The organism is Spirochaetia bacterium 38H-sp (assembly GCA_039023545.1).
Lineage (GTDB): Bacteria > Spirochaetota > Spirochaetia > Winmispirales > Winmispiraceae > Rarispira > Rarispira pelagica.
In genome coordinates, this window is sequence record JBCHKQ010000002.1 from 284,403 (window position 1) to 305,230 (window position 20,828).

At 40.3% G+C, this 20,828-nt stretch carries 16 protein-coding genes; 1 reads left to right on the plus strand and 15 read right to left on the minus strand.

The window, feature by feature from the left end:
* Nucleotides 1-63: 63 nt before the first annotated feature.
* The 10 genes from WKV44_05225 to ptsP form a co-directional block, all read right to left on the minus strand.
* Nucleotides 64-1,536, minus strand: a complete 1,473-nt coding sequence (locus WKV44_05225; protein MEM5947937.1) for an ATP-binding cassette domain-containing protein — start codon at nt 1,534-1,536, stop codon at nt 64-66.
* Complete coding sequence (locus tag WKV44_05230; GenBank protein MEM5947938.1) at nt 1,536-2,324, minus strand: hypothetical protein; 789 nt, start codon at nt 2,322-2,324, stop codon at nt 1,536-1,538. The genes WKV44_05225 and WKV44_05230 overlap by 1 nt, the downstream gene beginning before the upstream one ends.
* The gene (locus WKV44_05235) at nt 2,308-3,099 is read right to left on the minus strand and encodes an ABC transporter permease subunit (protein MEM5947939.1); all 792 of its coding nucleotides are present in this window, start codon (nt 3,097-3,099) and stop codon (nt 2,308-2,310) included. Before WKV44_05235 ends, WKV44_05230 begins: the two co-directional genes overlap by 17 nt.
* Nucleotides 3,100-3,201: 102 nt before the next feature.
* Nucleotides 3,202-4,791, minus strand: coding sequence for an ABC transporter substrate-binding protein (locus tag WKV44_05240; GenBank protein ID MEM5947940.1), 1,590 nt, complete (start codon nt 4,789-4,791; stop codon nt 3,202-3,204).
* Nucleotides 4,791-6,245, minus strand: coding sequence for a hypothetical protein (locus WKV44_05245; GenBank protein ID MEM5947941.1), 1,455 nt, complete (start codon nt 6,243-6,245; stop codon nt 4,791-4,793). The genes WKV44_05240 and WKV44_05245 overlap by 1 nt, the downstream gene beginning before the upstream one ends.
* The gene (locus tag WKV44_05250; protein MEM5947942.1) at nt 6,235-7,830 is read right to left on the minus strand and encodes an SUMF1/EgtB/PvdO family nonheme iron enzyme; all 1,596 of its coding nucleotides are present in this window, start codon (nt 7,828-7,830) and stop codon (nt 6,235-6,237) included. Before WKV44_05250 ends, WKV44_05245 begins: the two co-directional genes overlap by 11 nt.
* A gap of 264 nt (nt 7,831-8,094) precedes the next feature.
* Entirely contained in the window at nt 8,095-9,378 is a 1,284-nt protein-coding gene (locus tag WKV44_05255; GenBank protein ID MEM5947943.1) for a hypothetical protein, read from the minus strand.
* Between the two features lie 8 nt (nt 9,379-9,386).
* Nucleotides 9,387-9,740 carry a MerR family transcriptional regulator gene (locus WKV44_05260; GenBank protein ID MEM5947944.1) on the minus strand — a complete coding sequence of 118 codons (354 nt, stop codon included), beginning with the start codon at nt 9,738-9,740 and terminating at the stop codon, nt 9,387-9,389.
* Between the two features lie 7 nt (nt 9,741-9,747).
* Nucleotides 9,748-11,082, minus strand: a complete 1,335-nt coding sequence (gene der, locus WKV44_05265) for a ribosome biogenesis GTPase Der (GenBank protein MEM5947945.1) — start codon at nt 11,080-11,082, stop codon at nt 9,748-9,750.
* A complete protein-coding gene (gene ptsP / locus WKV44_05270; GenBank protein ID MEM5947946.1) occupies nt 11,066-12,805 on the minus strand; it encodes a phosphoenolpyruvate--protein phosphotransferase in 1,740 nt (579 codons plus the stop codon). Before ptsP ends, der begins: the two co-directional genes overlap by 17 nt.
* A gap of 169 nt (nt 12,806-12,974) precedes the next feature.
* Between ptsP and WKV44_05275 the strand changes: the two genes are divergently transcribed.
* A complete protein-coding gene (locus tag WKV44_05275) occupies nt 12,975-13,745 on the plus strand; it encodes a GerMN domain-containing protein (protein MEM5947947.1) in 771 nt (256 codons plus the stop codon).
* A gap of 3 nt (nt 13,746-13,748) precedes the next feature.
* On the opposite strand, the gene WKV44_05280 is transcribed toward WKV44_05275, so the two are convergent.
* The 5 genes from WKV44_05280 to WKV44_05300 form a co-directional block, all read right to left on the minus strand.
* Nucleotides 13,749-14,546 carry a TlyA family RNA methyltransferase gene (locus WKV44_05280; GenBank protein ID MEM5947948.1) on the minus strand — a complete coding sequence of 266 codons (798 nt, stop codon included), beginning with the start codon at nt 14,544-14,546 and terminating at the stop codon, nt 13,749-13,751.
* 11 nt (nt 14,547-14,557) lie between these two features.
* Nucleotides 14,558-15,352 (minus strand): TIGR00282 family metallophosphoesterase, encoded by a 795-nt coding sequence (locus tag WKV44_05285; protein MEM5947949.1) that lies wholly within the window; start codon nt 15,350-15,352, stop codon nt 14,558-14,560.
* Between the two features lie 227 nt (nt 15,353-15,579).
* On the minus strand, nt 15,580-16,680 hold the full coding sequence (locus WKV44_05290) for an endo-1,4-beta-xylanase (protein ID MEM5947950.1): 1,101 nt from the start codon (nt 16,678-16,680) through the stop codon (nt 15,580-15,582).
* A gap of 228 nt (nt 16,681-16,908) precedes the next feature.
* On the minus strand, nt 16,909-18,957 hold the full coding sequence (ligA, locus tag WKV44_05295; GenBank protein ID MEM5947951.1) for an NAD-dependent DNA ligase LigA: 2,049 nt from the start codon (nt 18,955-18,957) through the stop codon (nt 16,909-16,911).
* Nucleotides 18,957-20,789: an SPOR domain-containing protein gene (locus tag WKV44_05300; protein ID MEM5947952.1), complete on the minus strand. Its 1,833-nt coding sequence runs from the start codon at nt 20,787-20,789 to the stop codon at nt 18,957-18,959. The genes ligA and WKV44_05300 overlap by 1 nt, the downstream gene beginning before the upstream one ends.
* Nucleotides 20,790-20,828 lie beyond the last annotated feature (39 nt).

Sequence of the window (20,828 nt, forward strand, 5' to 3'; positions counted from 1 at the left end):
ATTTAATACCCCTACATACCCTGAGTAAGTCAGGGTGTGTAGGGTAAAGAAGCATATGAGGCATTACCTAAAAGCCACATGAGATATTATATCAGGGAAATCAAAACTGGTTTCTACAAAATATCTCAAATCAAAGTCTTCATGGGTCACAACAATTATAATCGTTTCATTTTGAGTAATATATTCGCCTATGACTTTCATAACCATCATTCTTGTTGCAAAATCTATATGCGCAAAAGGTTCATCAAGAAGCAGAACTTCTGGTTTTGAAGCCAATGCCCTGGCTATATCAATACGTTTCATCTCTCCAGAAGAAAGCGAATAAGGATATGCATCATAATGCAGGGGTTTTAACCCCACTTTTTCCATATAAAACAACATGGATTCTTCGTTTAAATGATCAGAACCCGCCATAGCTTCAGAAATTTGCTTAATAGATTCTCTAATCTTTAGATCAGGGAAAAAAGCATATCTAGAATCCTGTTGAACGACTGCCATACGTTTACGAAATGCAAGAAAGTTTTTAGGATCCCAACCATATTCATCAGGTTTAAGAGATATTAAATCTTGCTCATCCAGTAATATGGCTCCCTTTGTACCACCAATCAACCTTAAGATTCCCTTTATCATACTTGATTTTCCACATCCAGAAGGGCCTGTTATTCCATATATAGTGGATTTATTAAAAGAAACATTCAGATTTTTATATGCAACAAACTCTCTCTCACCAAAAATTCCTCTCTTAAAATAGGTCTGTGATACTTTTGATAAAAGTAGACCTGACGCTTTTGCACCAGAAAGGGTGATTTTTTCAAAGCCCTCTGTTTCCGGAAGTTTTTCCAGTTTTTTTAGTTTTGAATCTTCCAAAGCATATGCCTTATCTACATTTAAAAGATGTATAAAATCCAAATCATGACTTGCTATCAGAACTGTATTATTTTTATCAGACAATATTTCGTTATTAAGGAATTCTGCAAAAAGAGTTCTGAGGTTTCTATCCAGATTTACTGTTGGTTCATCCAACAGAAAAAGATTACCAATCCTGGAAAGCAATATCATAAGAGTAATACGCTGGAGTTCTCCTCCAGAAACCTCATCAGGGTATAATCTGGAAAAGGCATCAAAATCAAGATTAAAATATTTCTTTAACCTGCTTACTATTATATCTCTGGATTCCGGAGCCAGGAGATTACAGTTATGTTCTAAAGTTAAAGCAGGATTCATAACCTGAGCACTTTCTGCAGGAACAAAGATAACTCCTCTGCTCATAATTTCTGACCATGTATCTGCATCAGTCTTTTTACCATCAATATATGCAGGCAAATCATGTATATGCATAGTGCCATCAAGCCTAAAAATTGACAGAGGAATAAAACCTGCTATTGTTCTAAGAAGTACCGATTTTCCTACTCCGGTCTTGCCAACTATTACATTAGAAGAACCGACTTCCGGCTCAAAACACACAGAATCAAGGATTTTTCTATCTTTCAATATAATTGTAAAATCCTTTAACACAACAGGACGGTTGGTAAACACTACATAACCTCCTTTTTCTGATTGAGGACCAACAAGAAAGCTATGCTAACCGATGTTAACATCAAAGAAGGAATCCAAAACAATACAGGATTTCCCCACGCAAATAAGGCATCCCTATTAGCAGCTATAAGAGCTCCCGGACTATGATGAGCAGGAGTACCGTAACTACCAAAACCTAATTGAATAACAAAACCAAATGAACAATCAAGTACCAATGTCTTTAGAAGAATACCTGCTGCCATGTGGCGTATTGTCATAAGCATAGTATTGGTTTTAATCAAAACCGTTAAAATATGTGCTTTTGTGAAGCCATAAGAACGAAATGACAAACTATATTTCCTATGATATAGATCTCCCAAGGGTATAGCAATCTCACGTACAGCTTCTGGCAAAACGATAATTGTTGCTGCAAAAACAAAAACTCCCAGAGATGTCAAAGAAGATATATCAGCTGATTGTTGTGCTAAATAACCTGCCACAGGAGCATAGCAAAACAAAGCTATCAAAATGGATGGAATAGACTCTATCGCTTTAAAGAAACTGGATAAAGCTCTACCCAATGAATTATTTAGAACACTTAAAAAACCCAAGAAAATTGCTATGATAGAAGAAACAAGCAAAGTAGCTCCAAGTGTAAGAGTCAACTGTCTAAAAGAATCAAACAATAAAATTTTATATTTTTCTGGCAAAGGGAAAAACATGATATCTGTAGGAAACCACGATAAAATCAAAGGACTTAAAAAAATAAAACAAAAAACCCATATCAATTTATTATATAGCTTTTTCATACCACCTCGGATAAATAAGGAATAATACTGTTTTTACAATAAAAACAACAACGGCATTAACGCATAACAGAAAAAACACAGATGCTACAAGCAAATCTGTTTTTGATCCCAGCAATGCATCCAAAAGGGTGGTGCCTAAGCCAGGAAATGAAAATATAATTTCTGCAATAGTCACAGCACCTATGATAGCAGGCACCTTGCCGGCCAAATAAGGTAGAAAACTTGGCAAACTTGAGGAGAACAAATATCCTGACATAGTTCTAGGCATGGGAAAAAATTTACCTAAAGGCGCTCCTATTGTAGTAAAAACCTCAGAATATGTAGTATTAGCATGCCTTTCCATATCATGTCTTAAGAAAGTTATAACATCCCATTCCAAACCGCCTAAAAAGACAATAACGATAGCAATTATAGGCAAGGGTATTTCATTTCCTGAAGAATTGCTTAATACCCACAAACCAACAAACAGGGGCGTAGCAGCCAAAAAGCTAACTACACCCATGAAAATATTAGCAAACTTAGTATATATGTATTGTCCATGACGCACTGCCAAATATTTTGCAGTATTTATAAAAGAAGCGCCAAACATGGCTGTAAAAGTCAGGACAAACAAAGCAATCAATGCCAGAGGTAATGTGATAACTGCACCTGCGGCTATGATTTTTCCGGTAGTAAATCCAGGAGCTGCAGTAGATAAATCTTTAGCTCCTGTCAACATCAACCAAATAGAAGTAATAACCTCTATATAACTGTCAGAAGAAGCACCAATTGACAACAAGTACAATATTGTAAGTCCTATAGTCCCGGCTATGGTAAAGACTATGCCATGGATAATAAATTCTCGCACTATAAAGCGGAAAAATCTCATTTTTTACTCCTAAAAAGACCATTCTTCTACAGATAGAAAAGGATTATCAGTGGCAATATTTACATCCTTTAAGCCCTTTGTGTATACGTCTTTTTGAATTTTAAATAGAAAGATCGAAGGACTTAATTCTGCCATTTTTTTATTGATTTCCAACGTGAGATCCAACCAATCAACAACCTTAACTGCTTTTTCCCATTTTTGAAAAAGAGCATCCAACTCTTTATCCGAAATACCTGTGACATTCAATTCACCATCGGAAGTAAAATATGAACCAAGACTGGAGTACAGATTATCAAAACCTTCGCTATACGCCAAAGCCAAATCATAATTGTGATCAATAAATACCAAGCGATTAAAAACCTGATCTCCTGTTCGTTTTGGTTCGACTTCAAAACCTATTTGTCTTAACTGGTCAGAGATTGATGTTGCAACAGCCTCTCCAAAGTCACCAAGAGAATCAGGATACAAAAGGATAGCTGTTTTACCGCTTAGACCTGACACTTCTGCCATTTTTTTTGCTTTATCTAAATCCTCTGGCAAAAGGTCAGGCACAGGACTATTCATGTACTCCGGAATATTGGACATAAAAAGGTCGGCTGGGAAAACACTGGAACCTATAACAACACCGCTATCAGCATCTGTTACCCCTGGAACCAAGCTAGCCCTGTCAATTGCCTGAGCCATAGCTTTACGAGCCTCGGGATCTGTAAATTTCTTACAATTGATAAACACCTGGTAGAAAGCAAAGGGGAGATAAGAATTTATATCCACACCTCGTATCTTTTCTACTTTTACTCTATCCATTGGGGATGTTTCCAATATCATATTAATTCGACCTTTTTTTAATTCATTCATTCTAATCACAGGATCTAATACTTTTTTTAATATCAAAGTGCTAATAACAGGTACTCTACGGAAATAAGACTCATTAGAAGAGAATATGATCCACTTGCCAATCTCCCATTTTGTAAAACGATATGGTCCCGTTCCTATTGGTTCCACAGCAAAATTACGCTCATTTTCACCAGAACGCAAATTTGTACTCATCTTCTTATCATTGTAAACAGAAGGTATAATTTTAAAGGTTAGAATAGGATATACTCTAAAAGGAGGAATAGGATCATTGAATTCTATACTTATGGTACGATTATCCACTTTTTCTATTTTCTTTATAAATGAGGATAAATATGCTCTTTGAGGTGATTCGTTTGCAGGATCCATATAAGCATCAAAAGAAAAAACCACATCGTCAGCAGTAAGTTTTCTTCCATCGTGCCAAGAAATATCACGTAGAACAACAGTATAGATTTTTTTTGTAAGGGGATCTTGTTCTATGCTTTCGGCCAGAGCAAATTCTGGATACAGTTTTTTAGAGAGATAATCCACCTCAAAATTAACAAGCCCATCAAAAATCAATTCCGAAGCATTCATTCCAGAAATATTTTGAGGCAATATAGGATTAAGGGAATCAGGAAGCTCAGAAATAGCTATTGTTATACCTTTGGGTTGTGATTTCCATAAAATGAAAATTGTTGAAGCCCCTACTATTATAAAAAGTAAAATACTCAATAATATTATATTTCTCTTTCCTGTTTTCATTATCTTAACCTCGCTATAAAGGAACTATATACAACAACTTCTCCGGAGTAATTTTCTGGCCCGGGAGTAACTTCAAAGAAATATTTATCAGTTGGTAGCAAAGCACCTGCATTAAGAACAGGCCAAGAGTTGCCAACTCTATATGCCCTATTAACCAAATCCGGTATTTTGTTCTTTTTTATAAGCTTTCCAGACTTAGTATTGACAGGAAAAACCCTCACAGAGCATCCAGAAGTCACTGTTATTACCAGGTCGTTCATTTCTCCTGGAGGAATAGCTACCATTCCCCACCAATAATCAGCTTTTTTTACTTTCTCTGCCGAAAACTTAGCAGGTCTACTTTTTTTGGAATCTTTACTGCTGGAAGGATCGGGATTAAACAAACCTATCATGACAGGCATAACCACTTTACCCCTGCTGGCTATTTCTTCTGCTTTTTTAATTTCTTCTATGACTTTTGCAATTTTATCATTCAATTCATCTTTATAGCTTTGTAGCTCTACCATAAAATCTTCGTCCATTACATCCGGATATTTTTCGGAGAAAGCTTTAACCTCATCATAGATGCGGGATATTCCCTCTTTTACTGACTCATAGTGATCCAACAGCTCTTTTAGACTTAGATTACCAGGATTTTTTCCGGAAGGTACTCTGGCAAATTCTTTTCCTGCCAGTTCCTTATACATATAAGCTTGATTCCTGAGTTGTTTTTCACGTTCTATAAAAAGATTTTGTTGTCTTCTTTTTATTCTAAGACTTTCTGTCTTAACAAAAGAACTGTCACTTACTCCAAGTTTATTTGCTTCATCAATGAGAATAGAATTAGTCTTGTCATACTTGGAAATTGCAATTTCAATCGATTTAATGCGATCATCAAAATCTTCTACTGCAATTGCTTTTTTTGCTACAGTATCTACCGGAGCTACTCTATCCCATGAAGCTGTAACTACTTCTGATATTTTCTGCATTTCATCTATTTTGGGAGTAGTACCAAAAAGATCTTTTGTATTCTGAACAACTTTCTTTGTGGTTCTTAGCTTGCCAAGCTGCATATACCTCTCTATGCTTATTTCAGCCACATGGAGAGCCAGAGTTTTATCTTGCTCAGGTATTTTCAGCTCAGATGGCAGATTATAAAGTAAAAGGTAAGCCTTATCATAAGATTCTAATATGCGATCAGAATCTTCAATAGTAGCTGCTTCTTGTAGCAGTTTGGAAGCTGTCTCATAATCAGACAGGTATTGCATGTACTTTGATTTAAGTTCAGGCTCTTCTATTTTATTCCAGAATCCCATAGCTGCAGCTGGTTCATTTTCATTCCAGGCCTTTATTCCTTTGGCAACAGCTATTTCATCTTTTGTCATACCAGCATATTCTCCAAAAGAGGTACAGCCACTCAAAAATAAAATAAGACTTATGATTACCCATGTTTTAAGAAAACTATTAATTTTCATTTTCAGTAACCTCCCTTATAAGACGTATACCAACGTCTACGTAACCTTTGGATTTTGTCAAACATCTTTTATTTGATATGCGTAGTTCTTGAGGACCATCCATCCATCCACCTCCTTTAACTATGTTTTTATTACCGGATGTGCTACAAGGACTACTCGTCCACTGCCATACATTACCAGCCATATCGTATAGCCCTAAGGAATTAACACCATCAGGAAAACTGCCAACAGGAGATGTTCCAAAAAAATTATCCTCACCATCATAGTTAGCATACTGACCGTCAGCAGGTGATTCATTTCCCCATGGAAAGATTATATCCTGTCCTCCTCTGGCTGCTACTTCCCACTCCTCTTCTGTTGGCAATCTCTTTACTACTCCGAGTTTTTCAGACAGCCACTTAGAAAAAGCAACTGCCTCATCGTAGCTTACACCTATCACAGGTTGATCATATTGATTATAATCCGGGTTATCCCAATATTCTGGATAAGAATCAGAACCTATAGAATCTAAATACATAGCCCACAAAGAGTTTGTAACTAGGAATTTGTCCATATAGAAAGATTTAAGAGTCACAGTGCGAGAAGCCTCTTTTTGGGTAGCATAAACATCCCCCTCTACTGCCCCGATTTTATAATCACCTCCAGGAACAAATACTTCATTTTCAAAGAAGTATTTGTCAATGTTTTCAAAACACTGGTAGAAAAAAGATGTTTCTGTACTGAGTTCTAGTTTTTGTAGAAAGTCAGAACTGTAAGTATCATCAAAGAAACCAGTTCTTAGAGTTAATTTGACAGAACGATTATAAAATTGTGGATTATCAGGAAAATTAATAGTAAAATACCCGTCTTCAGAAGTTAGAAGCTTAATTGTAATGGGTTCTTCTCCTCTTACTGTCCATGTTGCCAGAATGGGGACTCTGCCTGTATCAGATTGTGTAATAAGTCTGCCGTTGAATCCTGTAGAAACTTCAACAAAACCGGGTATGGTTTCCATCTCAAACTTGAGAGTAGAAAATTCTTTTTCTGCAATATCTTCACAACTATCAAGTATTAACCTTCCTCCACCTGCTTCTTCTGTCAATATATCAAATAGCATCTCTATATAAAGACGATTAACAATACTGGCTATTTCTTTAATCCTATCAGAAAAAGAGATGTCAGAAGATAATTTTATCTTTAACAGGTCTGGTATTATATCAGCTCTAGTACTTTCTATCCGTTTAAGCTGATACTCATTCCAATCTTTTTCTTTTACTCTGCAGACAACAGTCCAGAGCCCATTGCTATTATCCATAGCAATAATTTTAAGGCTCGAAAGGTCTAAAGAATTGACCATATCATCTGTTATCATTACTATCCCGCTAAGACCTGCCGCCTCACGTGTTTTACCAATAGCTAGCTTAATTAAATCCTTCTTTGCTTCTTTTGTAGCATTAGCTTGCGTGGTCCCCGACCCCTTTCCATAGTAAAATCCTGGCTCATATTCGATTTCATCCGGAGTCGGTAAGGTACTGCACGAAACCACTAATAACAAGACGATGAGGAATAAAGATATTCCTCTACTAAGAAAATAAATTTTTCCCATAGTATCCCCCATAACCAAAAAGAGTAATTAGTAAAATGTCTCAAAAGTATAAATATAAAAGCAACATATTGTCTAGTATTTTTTTTTGTTCGCATTATTACAGTAAAAAAGGTATTTTTTTACTGCCCCATTATGACAAAACAGCAAAAAAAACGGGGAATCATGCCTGCAGTAAATATGTATGGAGAAGATTTTTCTAACCTGACATATTGCCAAAGGCAGCGCTGGGATGCTGAGGCGTCACAGCGCGTTCGGTATTATGTTTTATTTCCAGGGCATATAAGGGATAAAGGTCTGAGGGGCTTTTACGCGCACAAGATGCACATAATTGTCTGGATAGCGTTTTATAAATGCGCTGAGTGCGGTTGAACGGTTTCTTTCAACAACGGCTACGTGGAATTTGCCGTCATCGTCAAAGTACGGGAAGAATGCGGCAACGTGATAGTGCTGCCAGAGTACGGGGTCTTTTCCCCAGTAGCCGTTTACAGAGCCCAAAAAGAAGTATCCGGGGTATTCTATTGCGGCAAGATACAATGCCTGGTAAAGCTGTTCTGCACGGTAGCCTTTGTCTTCTATGTATCTCAGAGAGTAGAGGGTTCTTACGTCCCAGGCTTCTTTGCTTGTAGGATTGCCCAAGCCAAGGAGGCTGTTTATCTTGTAGGCAAGATTGCGTGTCCAATCTAGACCAAAATAGGGGTCACGTATTTCTTCATAAATTTCGCTCATGGGTGTGCCGCGAAGGCCTGTAAGTCGCTGCTTAAGCTCGTCTATTCTAAGAAGTTTTCCTGTGAGGCTGTAGGATATACTGTCGCCTACCCACTTGGCAAAGCCGGAGCAATTGAAGCCGGGTTTGGGAAGCGGTTTTTTGTCAGATATAAAGACAAAGTGCCCTTTTTCATCGAGTGCACCGTCGTCCGCATCCGGAAAGAAGCTGATGTTGGCCAGTATACTATCTGCCATATTTTTGATGTTCTTGCACAGAGTGTTGTCAGGAGGAGGCAGGATAGCCTGCCAATCTACCTGCTCCGAGGTTTCCGATATGAGAGTGTCCAGAGACATTGATAGCACTTCTCCAAATGACTGTCTGATAAAAAGGGCTTTTTTTAGCTCTGCTCCCATTATGCTTATATCCATTCTGGATATGTTGCCGTCAGGATATATTCTTATTGCATTATCCGGGCTTCCGCCAAGAAAAATTTTTGCCTGCACAAAGGAACCGTCTTCAAGGCTGCGCTTTATTACCCATGTGCCAGGAGAATCCAAAGGATAGCTGCCTTTATAGCCGGGGATAAAGAGTATATATGCTCCTTCTTGTTTTCTGACAGATAGTATCTTTACAGGATTGACAGTTGATCTCGGGTAGTATTCTGTTTCTCCTGCAGCAATGAATTCATACAAAGGTGCATTAATAGTATCCAAAAAAGCTGTCCTTGCCTCGTATGTCGAAAGCAATGTATGCCTGCAAATGCTATCATCCGTAAGAACAAATTGAGCATGTGCAGAAAGTGCTATAACAAGAAAAACACTGGCAACAGAAGAAAAACGCATCACTACCTCTAGAGTTTGTCCTGGTTTTCTGTATCTGTATCGGCAAACTCTTCTATAGACTCAATGTCCTTTCTTATGACAGACAGTGTCCTTAGAAGTATGCTTCTTGCCATACGTATTTGCATAAGCAAAGGAGGTGCATCAAGTTCGTGCTCCAGGGTTTTTCTTATACCTTCCAGAGTAAAACGCTTTTCATATGCTAGATACTTGATTCTTGCTATAAGCTGGAGGTCTGCGGAAGTATACATCCGCCTTCCATAAGCATCTTTGCGTGGCGACAGGAGCGGGATTTCTGTTTCCCAGTATCGCAACACATGAGGCTTTATGTCAAAGAGTGCACAAACCTGTCCTATAGTATACATTGGCATATCATTGCCTTAGTTCTATATCTATGGGAATACTAAGCAAGCCAAATTCTTTTCTTATGTTATTTTCTATATAAGACACGTAAGAGGATGGGAATCCTTTAACTCTGTTAACAAAAAGCACAAATTTTACAGGCATAGTAGATGTCTGTGTTATGTATCTTACCTTATAGCGCAAGGCCTTCTTGCCAGGTGGTGGAGTCCTCTCCACCCACTCCCTAAGCTTTCTGTTTAAAGGACCTGTATCAAGCTTGCGGTGAAGCTGTTCTCTCACAGCAATAACCTTGTTTAAAAGATTGTTTATGCCCTCACCTTCCTTAGCAGAAAGCTTAACAATAGGAACATAAGATATGTGGGGGAACAAAAACCGTATTCTATCCTTGACAGCATTAAACTGATTGGGAATATCTTCCATAAGGTCCCACTTATTGACAGCAAGAACCATTCCCCGGCCATGCTTTCTTGCAACCGCAGCTATTTTCTTATCTTGTTCGCTTAAACCTTCCTTTGCATCCACCATGAGAATAACGACCTCGGACTTAGCAACTGTATCAAGAGAACGTCTTACAGAAAAAAACTCTATATCATCATGTACCTTGCTTTTCCTTCTTATCCCGGCAGTGTCAACCACAAAAAAACGCTTTCCTTTATAAGAGAATTCTCCCTCAAGCAAATCCCTTGTAGTACCTGGAACATCCGAGACAATAGCTCTGTACTCTCCCAAAAGAGTATTTAGCAAAGTGGATTTGCCTGTATTAGGCTTACCCAGTATGCTTATCTTTATATCCGGCTCTTCCTCTGCTGCAGTATCTACTGTAGAATCAGGCAATAGCTTGCAAATACGATCCTCAAGCTCTTCTATGCCAAGCCTATGCTCTGCGGAAACAAAACACACAGAGGAAAAACCCAGTGACATAAAATTCCAGGCAATATCCTCTCTCTGTGGAGAATCAACCTTGTTGACAACAAGAATAACCCTGTCTTCAAAAGGACGAAAAAGATTGATAAGTTCTTCATCCTCGGCAGTAAAATCAACAACATCCAAAAGAAGCAGAATGACATCTGCTTTTTCCGCCTCTTTTATGGCTTTTTCTTTTACTAGCGGATCAAAAACACCGCCTGGTTCTGCCATAATACCGCCTGTATCCACAAGAGTTACGGGAAGCTTATCCTTGAGAGAAAATCGCTCTTCCACCGCATCTCGTGTTACACCCGCAACATGGTGTGTAATAGCCTTTCTTTTACCTATAAGTCTGTTAAAAAGCGTGGACTTCCCCACATTGGGGCGACCGGCTATAACCACCCTTGGACAAACACTAACACTATTTTTCTGACCCATAAACTCCCAACTCTTTCATCTTTTTTTCCACAAACCTAAGTACATCCCCAGTATTTGTCATAGAAAGAACAGTACCCGCAAGCTCCTCACATTCATTGAGACTTACAGAACGTATAAGCTTCTTTATCTCAGGAATACTTGCAGGGCTCATACTCAACTCGTCAAGCCCAAGACCAAGAAGAAGCAAAGTAGCAAGAGGATCTCCTGCCATCTCACCGCACATACTCACCGGGATTCCCACTCTATGAGCATGCTCTACCGTCATTCTTATGAGGCGTAAAACCCCCATATTAAAAGGCTGATAAAGATAGGCAACCTTCTCGTTTCCCCTATCTATGGCAAGAGTATACTGTATAAGGTCATTAGTGCCTATAGAGAAGAAATCCACCTTTTGCGCAAGAATATCAGCAGTAAGCGCAGCAGCAGGAACCTCTATCATAACACCCACACGCAAATTTTTATCATAAGGTATGGACTTGGCATCCAACTCCGCCTTTACATCGTCAAGAATAGACAAAGCATCAAGAAGTTCTTGTTGAGAAGACACAAGAGGAAACATAATACTGAGATTACCATATACAGAAGCTCTAAGAAGAGCCCTAAGCTGAGTCTTAAAAATATCAACATTGCTCAGACAAAATCGTATGGCCCGCCATCCCAGAATAGGATTATGCTCATCCAGATTATCTATAACACCAGCAAGCACCTTATCACCACCGAGGTCAAGAGTCCTTATTATAACATTTTTATTCTTCATGGACTCAAGAACACGCCTGTATGCAGCATACTGCTTATCCTCGTCAGGCAGCCTGCCGGAAAACATAAACAAAAACTCTGTTCTAAAAAGCCCAACACCATCTGCACCGTGAGCAATAACAGAATCAATCTCATCTGGGACCTCTATATTTGCCTTAAGGAAAATCCTCTTGCCATCCTTAGTCTCAGCAGGAAGTTCATTGAGACTGAGAAGATCCACCGTATACTCTTCAAACTCCCGCATCTTGCGGCCATATTCCGCAAGAACATCATCCGTAGGGTCTACAATAATCTCACCAGCAGTACCATCAAGGATAACAGTCTGTCCACTGGACACATTCTCCGTTATAGAAGCAAGCCCCAAAACAGCAGGAATCTCAAAAGCCCTTGCAAGAATAGCCGTATGAGACGTTCTACCACCAGCATCCATTGCAATACCGCGTATATAACGCTTATTCATCTGAATCGCCTCAGAAGGCATAAGATCATGGCAGACAAGAACAACCTCGCGGGAAACATCCGCAAGAGAGAGCCTCTCCCTGTAAAGAAGATGATTGATAAGCCTATTGGAAACATCACGCAAATCATGCACCCTATCTCTAAAGTACTCATTATCCATAGCAATAAGCTTCTTGATATAGCGCTCGCTTACATCAAGAATAACCCACTCCACATTCTTCTGCTCGTCCCTAAGAGAAGCCTCAATACTGGTAGAAAACTCAGGATCATCCAGCATAAGGAGATGAGAATCCAAGATTCCCATAGTCTCCTCATCGCCATGAGAATCCTTAAGAGACTCAATCTCCCTCTTTGCCCTTACGACAGCCTCCTTGTAGCGATTGATCTCCTTATCAACATGCTCATCTCTTACAAAATACCTCGGCACTGGAGGCGGAGCAGAATCATATACAAAAGCCTCGCCGATAACAATACCGGGGAAGACAGAAATGCCCTTAAATTTTTTCATGTACATACTATACGCAGATTATTGCCACCTGTCAAATACATAAAAAACAATAAACCGAACGCACAGCCTGCAGTCATACGCAGGCTGTGCTGCCTCCGGCATAATAGAAAAAACATCAACAACACTAACACTTATGGAGAGATAAAATCCTACCGATAGCAAAAATACCATGGCAAGAAAAAAGAAAAAAACCTACTTTGGCGTTATATTCTGGATAGCAAGCATACTAGTAGTACTAATAGTATACCTGTGGAACAAACCCACAATAACACGAGTGATAGAAGAAACAGGCTTCATGGAAGTCGTAAAAGAGAAATTCTCTCCAGCCCCCACAGACAAACCAAGCACAGAAAATCCGGCAGAGACAAAAGAACCCCCAAAGGCCACACAGCCAGAAGAAAAAGAAACAGAACCAACACCAAAACAGACCCCTTTAGAAACACCATCCCCGACCCCTAAGCCAACAAAAACACTGGAAAAAAGCAAAGAACCAAGTCATACAACAGAGGAAACAAAAAAAACAATCAACATGCTCATATACTTTGCAAAAGTATATGACAACGGAGAAGTAATAACAGCACCAGTACCCAGGAAAATAGAATACAAAGACGCACCACTTACAAGCACACTCAAAACCCTTCTTGCAGGCCCCACAGAAACAGAAAAAAAATCAGGCATAAAAAACCTCATACCAGAAGGAACAAAACTATTGGGCGTAAGCGTAAAGAACAGAATAGCATACATAAACATGTCGGAAGACCTCAGATTCAATCCCTTGGGACAGGAAGGACTTCTTATAGAACTCAAGCAAATAGTATATACAGCAACACAGTTTCCAACCGTAGACAAAGTGCAAATCCTGATAGAAGGGAAAATAATCCCCTATCTTGCACCGGAAGGCATACCAATAGGAAAACCACTAAAACCCGACGAGATATAGAAACTAAGAAGACACAGAAGAATACCACTTATCAAGCTCATCTCTACCAGCACCAGGGCCTCCTTTCGATATAAGCAAAAGAAACTCAAGATTACCGTGGCTACCCCTTATAGGAGAAGGCATAAGATGTCCCACACAGAGCCCCTCGGATACAATACGCTCAAGTATATAGTCTGCAATTATGTAAACAATAGAATAATCTCTTATGACCCCGTCAAAACCATAATCCTCCGCAAGCCCATGTTTTATCATGGCAGCATACTCAAACTGAGGCTTAAGAAGGAAAACCCCCCATTTCTGCGCAGTAAGTCCAATAATATGCGGTATCAAACCAGTAAGAGAAGAAAAAGAAACATCCGCAACAGCAGCATCAGGGCGAGGCACAAGCTCTTTTATATCCCTTATATTACATCTCTCCATAACAGACACACGATTGTCAGCCCTAAGCTTCCACGCAAGCTGATTATATCCCACATCTACAGCATGGACAAAAGAAGCACCCCGGGAAAGCAAACAATCAGTAAAACCACCTGTAGAAGACCCCACATCGACAAAACAAAGACCTCTGACATCCAGCTTCCATTCAGAAAGAGCAGCCTCAAGCTTATAGCCTCCTCTGGAGACATACCCATCCTCGCTTTTAAGCTCCACAATAGAAGAAGATTTTACTCCATAAAACGGATCTTTTATGCGCACACCATCGACAAAGACATCCCCGCATAAAATATTGGCATAGAGTCTTTCTCTCTCATAATCGGGATAAAGAGAAACAAGAACATCCAGAAGACGTTTTTTCTTCATTAATATTAATATCAGAGTCCCATATTGACCTGTAGTCTCTCTATAGAGAGAGCCTTGCCACTTGACTTATCAGCAACAACATGGACTCCGCAAATCGTTGCAGGTGCATCCACAACATTGAGCTGATGCGGCACTTGGGTGGTAACACGCTTTACTGCAAGCTCTGCATCAAAGCCAATAACAGTCCCTTCCGGAGATGTAGCACCCAAGTCCGTTATATAAGCCGTTCCACCTGGGAGAATCCTTTCATCCGCTGTCTGCACATGAGTATGGGTACCAACTACTGCAGTAACTTTCCCGTCAAGATAGAAGCCCATAGCCTCTTTTTCTGCTGTTGACTCAGCATGAAAATCCACAAAGATGAGATTGGTCTTCTGACGCAGCTTTTTTAGCTCCTCTGTTGCCTTTTTAAAAGGACAATCCACTGTCCACAGTCTCTGTCTGCCCAGTATGTTGAGAACCCCTATGGTTATATCACCCTTGTCATACAAAGTAGAACCTTTACCCGGCGCACCTTTGGGATAGTTGGCGGGTCTTACTATGCGCTCGCTCCTATCCATAAATTCAAACACAGACTCATCATGCCATATGTGATTACCAGTAGTAATTACGTCCACACTCATATCAAGCAACTTCTGAGCCTGCTCCGCAGAAAGCCCAAAACCATCCGCAGCATTTTCTGCATTTACCAGAACAATGTCTGCAGAATATTTCTTTATAAGAGAAGAAAGCCCCGCAAAAAGAGCCCTCATCCCAGGATGTCCTATTATGTCCCCTATAATAAGTGCTGATATTGTATCCGCCACATCATACTCCTGTGCTGTCAAGTAAATATAACAGTTATATAATATGCAGGCTTTGCAATCAACACGGCAATACTGTTTTTATACTCGTATTCATACCTGTTTCTTATGCCAGAGGCAGTGCGAACTGGCTTTGCCGGTTCGCACGTTCGGTTTATCTCTAATAAAAAAGAGGATGCCATTCGACGAATGGCATCCAGGAGGGAGTTAGGAAAAAAGCCCCTTGCTTATCAAAAAGCGGAGGCTGCAAAAAAAGCTTTTTTAGGCTTATTATCCCTATCAAAAAGAAGTGGATAATTGTTTCTGGGGCTGTCAAAGAACCTCCCACCAGAGTAATAGTTGAGCCATGAGTCCTCATCGCCTATTCCCCAGAAAGTTACAGAATCAATATACTGCGAATATTTTCTAAAAACAGAAAAAATCTCCGCGTATCTGTCTGCAAGCTGTTTTTCTAGCGATGACGTGTACTTTATCTCTCCCATAGACGGATTACCATTGTAGCAGTCTATATCCAGTTCTGTTATGTGGATAAGCAACCCCATATCCGCAAATGCTTTGATAGCTTTCTCTATTTCTGCAGCACTAGGCCAATAGAGGTTCCAGTGAGCCTGTATACCTATACCATCCAAACCTGCGGATATAAGATCAAGGTCCTTTATCATCTTTATAACACGTGCCCTTTTTGTACTGTTTACCATGTTATAGTCGTTATAAAAGTGCAGAGCATCGGGATCTGCCTTCTGAGCAAAAACAAAAGCATCCCGGATATATTCTGGACCACCGTAGTATCTGTACCAAGGAGAATCCGTTCTCCACTGCCCACCGTCGCCTACAGCCTCGTTTACAACATCCCATGCATAAATTTTACCCCTAAAATGGCCCACAACTGTATCGATATATTTCTGCAAAAACTCTCTCGCTTCTTCTTTACTGCGCTTTTCTTTAAAAACATTGTCCGACTGATAATGCCACACAAGCGTATGCCCTCTTACAACTGCGCCATGCTCGGAGGCATACTTTACAAGCCTATCTCCATAAGTAAAATCAAAGCTCCCGTCAGAGCTATAAACATTATCAGGCTTCATCCCATTTTCTGCAGAAAAGCTGTTAAAACTCTCAAGGACAGAGGCAGGATATGCATCGTAAAACGGAGTACTGTCATACTCACCAAGTTTTACTGCAGCACCAATGTAAAAGTAGTCCTTGTAAACCTGGGCCATAGGACGATAATCTGTCATGTCAAAATCAGGCTGCCCGCCGGCATCGCTTTTACAGCCTGATACAAGTACAAAAACAATACAAACAAAGATATAAAAATATTTCTTACTCATAATAATATTCTACAATCAAAAAAGACTTTTGTAAAGTTTTTTATAAAAGTCTTTAATTTATACCGAACGTCGGGAACGCACCCATATGGTAAAACAGGCAGGAGGGTGCGCCCCTCCTGCCTGTGGCATATATGCTGCGAAATATTCAGCAATACAGAATATCCATCTTCCGCCATAGGCAGTGAGATGATGCTATGCGTCATCTCACGTTCGGTTTATCAGTGTATTTTAAAAAAGTTCTGGCTGCTGATTTTTATTTTTGTCAGAGTTTTTTACAGAATCAAGCATAGAAATAAACTCATCTTCTGTAACGATTTTGATGCCAAGCTCCCTGGCTTTTGCAAGTTTGGAGCCTGCAGATTCTCCTGCAAGAAGATGGGTAGTTTTGCCTGATACAGTAGATGTGACTTTGCCACCGTTATCTTCTATAAGTTTCTGTGCTTTGGAACGGGGGTTAAAGTTGTTAAAGCTGCCTGTGATACACCATGTCTGACCGCTAAAGATACCGTCCTTTTTCTCCTCGGGCTTCTCTCTAAGAGAAAAGCCGGCTTTCTGTAGGCTCTCAAGCTCTGACAGAAAACGCTCATCAGAAAACCACTTTATGAGCTGGTTTGCAGTGGATTCTCCTACCCCCTCAATGGCTGTAAGACGTGTTATGTCTCGTTCTTCTGCTATTTTTTTGAGCTCATCTATGTCTGCAAGGTTGTTGTCTACAAGAGCTTTTACCACAGATGGACCTATATCAGGGATGCCAAGAGCAATAAGCAGGCGGGAGAAAGGCAGTTTTTTACTGTCTTCTATGCCTTTTATTATCTGAGAAATCTTTTTTTCACCAAATCCTTGCTCAGATATAAGAACAGTATAATCAAAATAATACAAGTCAGAGATATTTTTTATATGTCCTTTGTCAACAAGGTACTCTATGGTTTCGTTCCCAAGTACTGCTATGTCCATTTGTCTGGGACTTACAAAGAACTTGAGTCTGCCTTTTATTTGAGCAGGACAGTCAAAATTGCTGCAAAAGTGGTGAGAACCTTTTTTCTCAACTTGTGAGCCACAAACAGGACAAGTTTGTGGCATAGACCAGACAGGAGGGGAGTTTTCTGCTTTTTCAACTACTTTTTCTATTGCTGGGATTACATCGCCTCTCTTGGATATGCCTACTATGTCTCCGGGGGAAAGCTCAAGAGCCTGTACATAATCCTGATTATGCAATGTTACGTTGGAGATAACAGAGCCGGAAAGCTCCACGGGTTTTAGTCTTGCTACGGGCGTGAGTCTTCCCGTGCGGCCTACCTGTACGTCTATCCTTAGCAGCTCAGTTACTGCCTGTGGTGCTTCAAACTTATAGGCGATTGCCCATCTGGGATGATGCTCTGTATGACCAAGACGTTCTCTCATGGATATGCTGTCCAACTTAAATACTAGGCCGTCAATTTGATAATCAAGATAATCTCTCCGTTCTGTTTCTTTTTTTATAAATTCTTCTATGGCAGAAAATAATTTATCATATCCCAAGCTGGTATCAGCTCTAAAAAAATTGTCGTTTACGGAGAACTTCCATTCTCTCAAAAGGTTAAGAATATCACTATAGCTATCCGGAGCCGAGTCAAAGATTGCCTCATATGCAAAAAAGTGCAAGGGGACAGCTGCAACTTCGCTGCTTTTTATTCTTCTTAGAACACCTCCTGCAAGGTTTCTGGGATTGGCATACGGAACTTCCATTTTTTTGTTTATCTCGTCAAAGAATCGCACTGGTAGGTATACTTCTCCTCTGACTATTACTTCTTCTTGTACCGGTATGGAGAGAGGGATTTGCCTTATGGTTTTTGCATTGGCTGTTATGTCGTTGCCTTTTCTGCCGTTGCCACGTGTCACAGCCTGAGAAAGAAGTCCATTGCGATAATAAAGAACAAGTGAGATTCCATCTATTTTTTCTTCTGCTGTTATAGCAAAATCACCTGTCTCTGTTTTTCTTATCCTGTCAATCCATGCACGTACGTCTAAAGTGCTATATGCTTTATCAAGGCTTAATACGGGTATGCTATGCTCTACTTCTGGGAAATCCGATGCAAGATCAGAACCTACCCTTTTTGTTGGAGAGTCTTCTCTTGCTAGATGAGGATATTTTTCTTCCAGTCTTTTGAGTTTTTCCAGAAGACTGTCGTACTCATTGTCGGTTAGCTCAGGTCTTCCCAGTACATAATACTGATAATTGGCTTTTTCCAGTACGGAAATAAGCCTGTCCATCTCTTTTTTTATTTCTTTTTCATCCATCACTCTCCCCGCTGGATAAAGACGTCTTTAAAGCCCTGAGCCTTAAACCAGTAGACAAGAGTACCGCTCTCGTCATGGTTAAGCGGGCCCACCAGTATGCGATAGATTATTTTTCCGTCTTTTTCAAGGGGGATGGCTATCACAGGATAGGTTATGCCCATCCTGTTAACCATTTTTAATGCTGATTCTGTTGTTTTATATGCTCCTAGTTGTACGTAGTAGTAGCCTTTTTTAAGAGACTTTACAAGCGGCAATTCTTTTGCAAGAGTTGGAATGGTGGTAGCTGCTGTATCAGGTGCCGGACTTGGAGTTGGGGTAGGTGTTGGAGATTGGGATAGTGCGTCAACTATACCTTCTATTATAAGGTCCTCTTCAGATGGGGCATGTGTATGCTCGGGAGAAGGAGGTCTTTCTTCTGCAGGGACAAGAGAAAGCTCCATATTCTCTCCTGAAGGGGGAATGTCCGTAGGAGTCTGTGTAGGCTGTGGCATGCTTGTTTCTGCTATTTCTTCTTTTGTAAGCAAAGGTTCTTCTTGCGGCACTACCAGAGCTGTATCAGGTATGGAGGGTTGTTCTATTGGAAGGTCGGCTACTTCTTCTTTGAGAAGCTGGTCTGGCTCTACAAGGGGTATATCCACATCAAAAGGCGGCGGAGATGGTTCAAAAAAGGATATAGATGGCCCTTCTTCTACCGTGGGACTTTCCTCGCTTTCTGCAATAATAACAGGTTCTGTGAGTGATGGTATATAATCTTCCTGTTTTTTGGCTCTTAGGTTTTCCATACTTATCTGAGGGATTTCTTCTTGCGGAAGTGGTACTTCTGGAAGGTTAACTATATCCTTGTCTGTCAGATCCACAAGCAGCTTGGGCTCAGGCAAAAAGACAAAGGGGTTTTCCTTTCTAGGAGGTATAGCAAGGGTTTTTAATGGCGTTCTTTGTGTGAGTTTTTCTATTGTGCCGGATATGGGTGATTCTGTTTTTTTTGCAGCCAGTATGTTTATTGGCTCTGTTGTGGGGACTGGTGTTTTTTCTGCTACAGGGGCTGGTGTCGGACTGGAGGCAGGTGCTGCTATGGATGGCTCTACGCTAAGTTCTGCTGCAGTCTGCTCTTCTTCTGCTTTTGGTGACTCCAGAGTGGTTTCCGGCGTCTCGGGGGTGAGTGTAGCTGCAACAGTAGGCATAGCAGAAGGAGTAGGAGTGGGTGCAGGTACAGGAGTTGGTGTTTCCACAGGCTCTGGTCTTATGACAACTGGCTTAGGTGTAGATGTGGGCTCTGGTGTAGGAGCAGGTATAATGCTTTCTTCCGGCGCTATAAGAGAGGAATCAAGGAGTACTTCCTCTGAGGAGTCCGTTGCTTTGGGTTTGTCAAGGGAAACTATTGCTTCCCATGGTGGTGGTGTGGGGGTTGGGGGATTATCTATTATTTCCTGAGGTATGGTTACAGCAGGGTTCAAGTCAACGTCTTTTACTGCATTTTTACCGCTGTTACCAGAGGATTTTTCTGTCTGGTTTATGGGGGAAACTTTTGCCTTTATCCTTGCTATGCTGCCAACAGGTACTTCCAGCTCGCGTGCAGCATCTGCAGACAGAAGGAGAAGAAGCCCTTCTTCACTCAGACCTCTGGTTATGATTACTCTGGTTGTTTTTCCATTTTCTATGTTGGTAACTTCTACTATACTGTTTACGGGGAAAGCATTGGATGCTCCATAGTATCCCTCCGGAGGGAATTCTCCATACTGAGATACAGTGGCATTCCCTTGCCATATGTTCTGTGCAAACATAACACCAATGAGAATAAAAAAGTATATAAGAAGAAGTGCTTTTTTTGACATGTTTATTCTTCTCCTTCTCTTCTCTATCGGTATATGAGG

Bases quoted from the DNA above. Each gene is read 5' to 3' on its own strand.
- WKV44_05275 (MEM5947947.1), top strand. From the start codon at position 12,975: ATGGCAAGAAAAAAGAAAAAAACCTACTTTGGCGTTATATTCTGGATA.
- ligA (MEM5947951.1), bottom strand. From the start codon at position 18,957: ATGGATGAAAAAGAAATAAAAAAAGAGATGGACAGGCTTATTTCCGTA.
- ptsP (MEM5947946.1), bottom strand. From the start codon at position 12,805: ATGAAAAAATTTAAGGGCATTTCTGTCTTCCCCGGTATTGTTATCGGC.
- WKV44_05240 (MEM5947940.1), bottom strand. From the start codon at position 4,791: ATGAAAACAGGAAAGAGAAATATAATATTATTGAGTATTTTACTTTTT.
- WKV44_05260 (MEM5947944.1), bottom strand. From the start codon at position 9,740: ATGTATACTATAGGACAGGTTTGTGCACTCTTTGACATAAAGCCTCAT.
- WKV44_05255 (MEM5947943.1), bottom strand. From the start codon at position 9,378: ATGCGTTTTTCTTCTGTTGCCAGTGTTTTTCTTGTTATAGCACTTTCT.
- WKV44_05280 (MEM5947948.1), bottom strand. From the start codon at position 14,546: ATGAAGAAAAAACGTCTTCTGGATGTTCTTGTTTCTCTTTATCCCGAT.
- WKV44_05230 (MEM5947938.1), bottom strand. From the start codon at position 2,324: ATGAAAAAGCTATATAATAAATTGATATGGGTTTTTTGTTTTATTTTT.
- der (MEM5947945.1), bottom strand. From the start codon at position 11,082: ATGGGTCAGAAAAATAGTGTTAGTGTTTGTCCAAGGGTGGTTATAGCC.
- WKV44_05250 (MEM5947942.1), bottom strand. From the start codon at position 7,830: ATGGGAAAAATTTATTTTCTTAGTAGAGGAATATCTTTATTCCTCATC.
- WKV44_05245 (MEM5947941.1), bottom strand. From the start codon at position 6,245: ATGAAAATTAATAGTTTTCTTAAAACATGGGTAATCATAAGTCTTATT.
- WKV44_05300 (MEM5947952.1), bottom strand. From the start codon at position 20,789: ATGTCAAAAAAAGCACTTCTTCTTATATACTTTTTTATTCTCATTGGT.
- WKV44_05290 (MEM5947950.1), bottom strand. From the start codon at position 16,680: ATGAGTAAGAAATATTTTTATATCTTTGTTTGTATTGTTTTTGTACTT.